The sequence below is a fragment of the Rhodococcus sp. EPR-134 genome, assembly GCF_001647205.1.
GTDB lineage: Bacteria > Actinomycetota > Actinomycetes > Mycobacteriales > Mycobacteriaceae > Rhodococcus_F > Rhodococcus_F qingshengii.
This window is the reverse complement of record NZ_LVCT01000232.1, coordinates 1-5,316: the sequence shown is the minus strand read 5'-3', so window position 1 is coordinate 5,316 and position 5,316 is coordinate 1. Positions and strand designations below refer to the sequence as shown.

At 56.4% G+C, this 5,316-nt stretch carries 6 protein-coding genes and 1 pseudogene; 3 read left to right on the top strand and 4 right to left on the bottom strand.

The features are described 5' to 3' along the window. Positions 1–403, top strand: a 403-nt coding sequence (locus A2J01_RS10255; RefSeq protein WP_064112644.1) for an NUDIX hydrolase, incomplete at its 5' end; no start/stop codon positions are given. Between the two features lie 22 nt (positions 404–425). On the opposite strand, the gene A2J01_RS10250 is transcribed toward A2J01_RS10255, so the two are convergent. The 3 genes from A2J01_RS10250 to nrdF all read right to left on the bottom strand — a co-directional run bounded on the left by A2J01_RS10250 (position 426) and on the right by nrdF (position 3,398). Then, complete coding sequence (locus tag A2J01_RS10250; protein WP_064112643.1) at positions 426–1,310, bottom strand: SIR2 family NAD-dependent protein deacylase; 885 nt, start codon at positions 1,308–1,310, stop codon at positions 426–428. Next, a complete protein-coding gene (locus A2J01_RS35055; RefSeq protein ID WP_197494201.1) occupies positions 1,307–2,326 on the bottom strand; it encodes a ParA family protein in 1,020 nt (339 codons plus the stop codon). Before A2J01_RS35055 ends, A2J01_RS10250 begins: the two co-directional genes overlap by 4 nt. A 106-nt stretch (positions 2,327–2,432) precedes the next feature. Beyond that, positions 2,433–3,398: a class 1b ribonucleoside-diphosphate reductase subunit beta gene (gene nrdF, locus A2J01_RS10245; protein ID WP_003944744.1), complete on the bottom strand. Its 966-nt coding sequence runs from the start codon at positions 3,396–3,398 to the stop codon at positions 2,433–2,435. A 170-nt stretch (positions 3,399–3,568) separates the two neighbouring features. Here nrdF and A2J01_RS10240 point away from each other — a divergent pair, with 170 nt between their 5' ends. Then, the gene (locus A2J01_RS10240) at positions 3,569–4,486 is read left to right on the top strand and encodes an SPFH domain-containing protein (RefSeq protein WP_064112642.1); all 918 of its coding nucleotides are present in this window, start codon (positions 3,569–3,571) and stop codon (positions 4,484–4,486) included. A 12-nt stretch (positions 4,487–4,498) separates the two neighbouring features. Beyond that, positions 4,499–4,711 carry a hypothetical protein gene (locus A2J01_RS10235; protein WP_003944723.1) on the top strand — a complete coding sequence of 71 codons (213 nt, stop codon included), beginning with the start codon at positions 4,499–4,501 and terminating at the stop codon, positions 4,709–4,711. 61 nt (positions 4,712–4,772) lie between these two features. Here A2J01_RS10235 and A2J01_RS10230 read toward each other — a convergent pair. After that, positions 4,773–5,316 (bottom strand): annotated as a pseudogene (locus A2J01_RS10230) (class 1b ribonucleoside-diphosphate reductase subunit alpha); the annotation flags it as partial.

Genomic DNA, 5,316 nt, shown 5'->3' with positions numbered 1-5,316 from the left:
CGTCGTGATCCGCGACGACGACGGTCGGGTCCTGCTCACCCGTCGCGCCGACAACGGTCAGTGGGCCGTCGTGTCCGGCGTTCTCGAGCCTGGGGAGGAACCGTCGGCGGCGGCGGTGCGCGAGGCGAAGGAAGAAACCGGCGTCGACGCCGAATTGATTCGGATCACGAGTGTCGATGTCACAGAGCCCATTACGTACCCCAACGGCGACGTGACTCAGTACCTCGACGTGTGTTTCCTGGCCAGGTGGACCGGCGGAGAAGCACACGTGGCGGACGACGAAAACCTCGAGGTCGCGTGGTTCGCGCCGAGCGCACTGCCTTCGGACATGACGGAAACCTCGCGTCTGCGCCTCGCAAAAGCGTTGCTGGACAAGCCGGAAGCCTGGTTCGCGGCGAGATAGATCCGATCGATAGCGCCTTTGCTCAGCTAGGTAGCGCCCTCCTAGCCTCAACTGAATTGGCCAGGTCGCGAAGAAGAATAGGAACCTGAGAATGCTGGCCTGCTTTGTAGACAATAAAGTCCATTGAGAAGGTTTCTGATATAGCCCGCTCAATGGGATCGGACCATTCATCGGACGTAATCGCATAATGCGGCAATGTCTGGGGCGTTACCATGCTTGCCCACTCCAGAAATAACTTCAGGTGCGGATCCGCATCTATCGAACATCCCACAAATAGAATGGTACTCGTTAACATTAGAGCTTCTATAACATGGAAGAATCCCGAATTGCCTGCCCGAGCATTGTAGCAATCCCGGCGCGTGAGGACGGTCTTCGCTGGATCGCTCACACAACCGTGCAATTTGACTATCAGACGTCTATCCGTCCGAAGATCATCTACAAGATGTGGATCATAGTATCTCGAAACTTTAAATGCCCCCGAAGCGCCAGCTTCACCCCGCTGACAGTACCTCTCGTAAATATCGTCATAATTCGTGGTGAAAACAATTTTCGGATCCAGCCGAAGAACTTCCCGATGAATATCACTTTCCGAATATCCTGGAGTTTGAAACACTCTCCGAATTAGCGATGAGTACTTTGACTCCCCTATTGAGTCGCGAATAATCTGAGCGCAATCCAACGCACGACCCTGATCGGAAAGCTCGGTTGCCTTAGTCTTTATCGCTGTGTCCGTCACATCAGTCAGCATCTCGTCAAGCAAGCCAGACCACAAAGGAGGAAGAAAAGAGCTATCAACGCCCGCCTGTTTAACCTCCCTCACTGAAGCGCCCGCGCCCAGAAAGATAATGCATCGACGCTCAGCCAACTCCGTGACAAGGTTCTGGGGAAAATCGGTGTGTTTCGTCATGCGTCAAATCCAATATTTCGAGCTAGAGAATTCGACACAGCGTTGATCACAGCAACATACCCCTCTTGCTGAGAATACTGCCCACCAGCGAGTCCATCCGAACTGGTCAACGACATAATGGGACTATTACACGATTGAGCTAAGGGAACCAAACTATACATACTTGGGACATCTCCCAACTTCGCAGCGTCATCATCCACTCCGTCCGCGAAATACACTCCGAGCGATTCACTCACCTCATTGGGCACACGCCCAAGTATTGTCTCAAAAGCAGCGGTAGGACGCCGAACACCTTGCTTCGATTTGGTCACATATTGCTGCACGGTGTAACCCGCGAATCCATTTTCAATGCGCACTTGTTCGTCATCAAAGTATCGAGCAAGAGCACCTGGGTGATTTTTTTCACATAGCTGAGCCGCTGACTTATAAGATGAAATCCACTGATTTAACCACTGGCGAATATTTCGCACTCCAACTATGCTGAAAATGTCGGCAGCCATTGGCGTTACAAAATAATCACACTCCAACAACAAAGACCTGTTTAGAGAACCTAAGCTTGGTCCGACGTCGACAAACATGACGTCATACTTGTCCCCATACATTCGTTCGAGAGCAGAAGCCCAACGTGTTCGCCGAATACCTCCGACATCACCACCAGCCGCATCCGACCAAGCACGACTAAGCAAGTCTTCAATTATAGACATCCGAGGATGACCCGGGAGCAAATCAAATCCAAACCTATTCATATGACCAGAAAGTGGCTGAATCGATTCGTCCACACTTGGTTCACCATCCTCAAGTGGCCGCATGATATCAATCAAAGTACTGTTCAAAGTCTTATCAGACCAGTACAATTCATCCCAGACAGCAGGCGCGAGAACCAACTGCGTGGAATTACACTGAGGGTCAGCGTCAAGCATTAAAACTCTCAAGTTTCGATTAAGGGCTAAGTGCGCCGCAACATTACACGCCAACGTCGTCTTGCCGACACCGCCTTTATTGTTAAAAAATGCCACCGACTTCACTTTGAAACCCCAATCCGCAAGACCAACGAACAGTGCATTTGAGAGAAACCGCAGCTAACCGAAGTTAGCCGCGGTCAGGTAAAGAATGTGGGTCGCTCTAGAAATCCCAGTCGTCGTCTTCGGTGTTGACGGCCTTGCCGATGACGTAGGAGCTACCCGAGCCGGAGAAGAAGTCGTGATTCTCGTCCGCATTCGGTGAAAGTGCCGACAGGATAGCCGGATTGACGTCCGTCTCGTCCTTCGGGAAGAGGCCTTCGTAGCCGAGATTGTTGAGCGCCTTGTTGGCGTTGTAGCGCAGGAACTTCTTGACATCCTCGGTCAGACCGACGCCGTCGTAGAGGTCCTGGGTGTAGTCGACCTCGTTCTCGTAGAGCTCGAAGAGCAACTCGAACGTGTAGTTCTTGAGCTCTTCACGCTCGGCCTCGGTGAGCTGTTCGAGGCCCTTCTGGTACTTGTAGCCGATGTAGTACCCGTGCACGGCCTCGTCGCGGATGATGAGGCGGATGAGGTCTGCAGTGTTGGTGAGCTTGGCTCGCGAGGACCAGTACATCGGCAGGTAGAAGCCGGAGTAGAAGAGGAAGCTCTCGAGGAGCGTCGATGCGACCTTGCGCTTGAGCGGCGACTCGCCGTTGTAGTAGTCGAGAACGATCTGCGCCTTGCGCTGCAGGTTGGGGTTCTCCTCCGACCAGCGGAACGCGTCGTCGATGTCGGGGGTGGAGCACAGCGTCGAGAAGATCGAGCTGTAACTCTTCGCGTGCACCGATTCCATGAAGGCGATGTTGGTGTACACCGCTTCTTCGTGGGGAGTGATCGCGTCCGGGATGAGGCTGACGGCGCCGACCGTTCCCTGGATGGTGTCGAGCAGCGTCAGGCCCGTGAAGACGCGCATGGTGAGCTGCTGCTCCTGCGCGGTCAGCGTTCCCCAGGACGGGATGTCGTTGGAGACCGGCACCTTTTCGGGCAGCCAGAAGTTGCTGACGAGGCGATCCCATACCTCGGCGTCCTTCTCGTCCTGGACGCGATTCCAGTTGATGGCGGAAACGCGACTGACCAGCTTGACCATAATTCCTACCTAGCGAGAGAGATACTGCCGAATGTTGGCTTGCCTGAACACTACCCGTTGTGTCGGGTTCGCGATGCCAACACAACAACATGTGTCGCACGCGCCCCTCCACGAGTACAAAAAATGTGATATCAATTAAATATCACTTACCGATGGAAAGCGAGTCTCGCATGACCAGCACACCCAGCGTGGCCGAGAAACCGACCGGTGTCGCCACCACAACGATCGCCGAACGCCCAGGCTGGGACCTGTCCGGCAGCTGGATGCTCCTCGGCGGCGTCCTTCTCTTCCTGGCCGGAATCGCGCTGTCCGTCGTTGGCGGAGTTCTGGGACTCTTCGCCCTGATTCCGGTCGGAGTGGTGCTGTTCATCGCGTCACTCCCCCTCCTGATGGGCCTGACCTTGGTGCAACCGAATCAAGCCCGAGTTCTGCAACTTCTCGGAAGCTCGTACAGCGGCACCCTGCGCACGCCGGGACTGCGATGGACAAACCCGCTGACGGTCCGTCGATCGATCTCGACGCGCATCCGAAACCATGAGACCGGTCAGGCGAAAGTGAACGACGCCGACGGCAATCCCATCGAGATCTCGGCGGTGGTCGTCTGGCAGGTGGCCGACACAGCGCTCGCCTCGTTCCAGGTGGACGATTACGAGGAGTTCGTCTCCGTACAGACCGAGGCGGCCGTCCGCCATATCGCCGGCAGCTACCCGTACGACGCCGAAGGCCGAGTCTCGTTGCGCGAGAACGCCGATATCATCACCACCACCTTGTCGGAGGAGGTTCACGCCCGCGTACGTGCGGCGGGTGTCGAAGTTATCGAGACACGCATCAACCGGCGCTCGTATGCACCCGAGATCGCCAGCGCGATGCTTCGGCGCCAGCAAGCGGGTGCAGTGATCGCCGCCCGCAAGCAAATCGTCGAAGGCGCGGTGTCCATGGTCGACATGGCACTCAAGCAGCTCGAGGAAAAGCACGTCGTCGAACTCGACGAGGAACGCAAGGCCACGATGATCAGTAACCTTCTGGTCGTGCTGTGCGGCGACCGCGACGCACAACCGGTGCTCAACACCGGTTCGCTCTACCAGTAAAGGAAAGGCCACATGGCCACGGATCCAGCTCCGAGATCGGAGCGTAAGAAGATCCTGCTTCGGTTGGATCCTGCGGTGCACGACGCGCTTGCCCGCTGGGCGGCCGACGATCTCCGAAGTACCAACGCCCAGATCGAGTTTCTCCTTCGGCGCGCACTCACCGAGCACGGTCGAATGCCGAAGAATGCCGGCAAGATGCACGGTCCAGGCCGTCCGCCGGCCTGATACCCCTGTGCGCCTTTTCGGTAGTAACCACTACCGAAAAGGCGCACGGGGGCGGAGCCCTTTACAGCATGCAGGAAACGCAGCCCTCGACCTCGGTGCCTTCGAGTGCCATCTGACGCAGACGGATGTAGTACAGCGTCTTGATGCCCTTACGCCACGCGTAGATCTGCGCCTTGTTGATGTCGCGAGTGGTTGCGGTGTCCTTGAAGAACAGCGTCAGCGACAGGCCCTGGTCGACGTGTTGCGTTGCGGCAGCATAGGTGTCGACGATCTTCTCGTACCCGATTTCGTAGGCATCCTGGTAGTACTCCAGGTTGTCGTTGGTCAGGTAGGGCGCCGGGTAGTAGACGCGGCCGATCTTGCCTTCCTTGCGGATCTCGATCTTCGACGCCACCGGGTGGATGGAGCTGGTGGAGTAGTTGATGTACGAGATCGAGCCGGTCGGCGGAACGGCCTGAAGGTTCTGGTTGTAGATACCGTGCTTCTGAACCGAAGCCTTCAGCTCACGCCAGTCGTCCTGAGTGGGGATGTGCAGCTTCGCATCGGCGAAGAGTCCGCGAACCTTGTCGGTTGCCGGCTCCCAAGCCTGATCGGTGTACTTGTCG

Coding starts and splice junctions, on each gene's coding strand:
- A2J01_RS10235 (WP_003944723.1), top strand. CDS start 4,499: ATGGCCACGGATCCAGCTCCGAGATCGGAGCGTAAGAAGATCCTGCTT.
- A2J01_RS10250 (WP_064112643.1), bottom strand. CDS start 1,310: ATGACGAAACACACCGATTTTCCCCAGAACCTTGTCACGGAGTTGGCT.
- A2J01_RS10240 (WP_064112642.1), top strand. CDS start 3,569: ATGACCAGCACACCCAGCGTGGCCGAGAAACCGACCGGTGTCGCCACC.
- nrdF (WP_003944744.1), bottom strand. CDS start 3,398: ATGGTCAAGCTGGTCAGTCGCGTTTCCGCCATCAACTGGAATCGCGTC.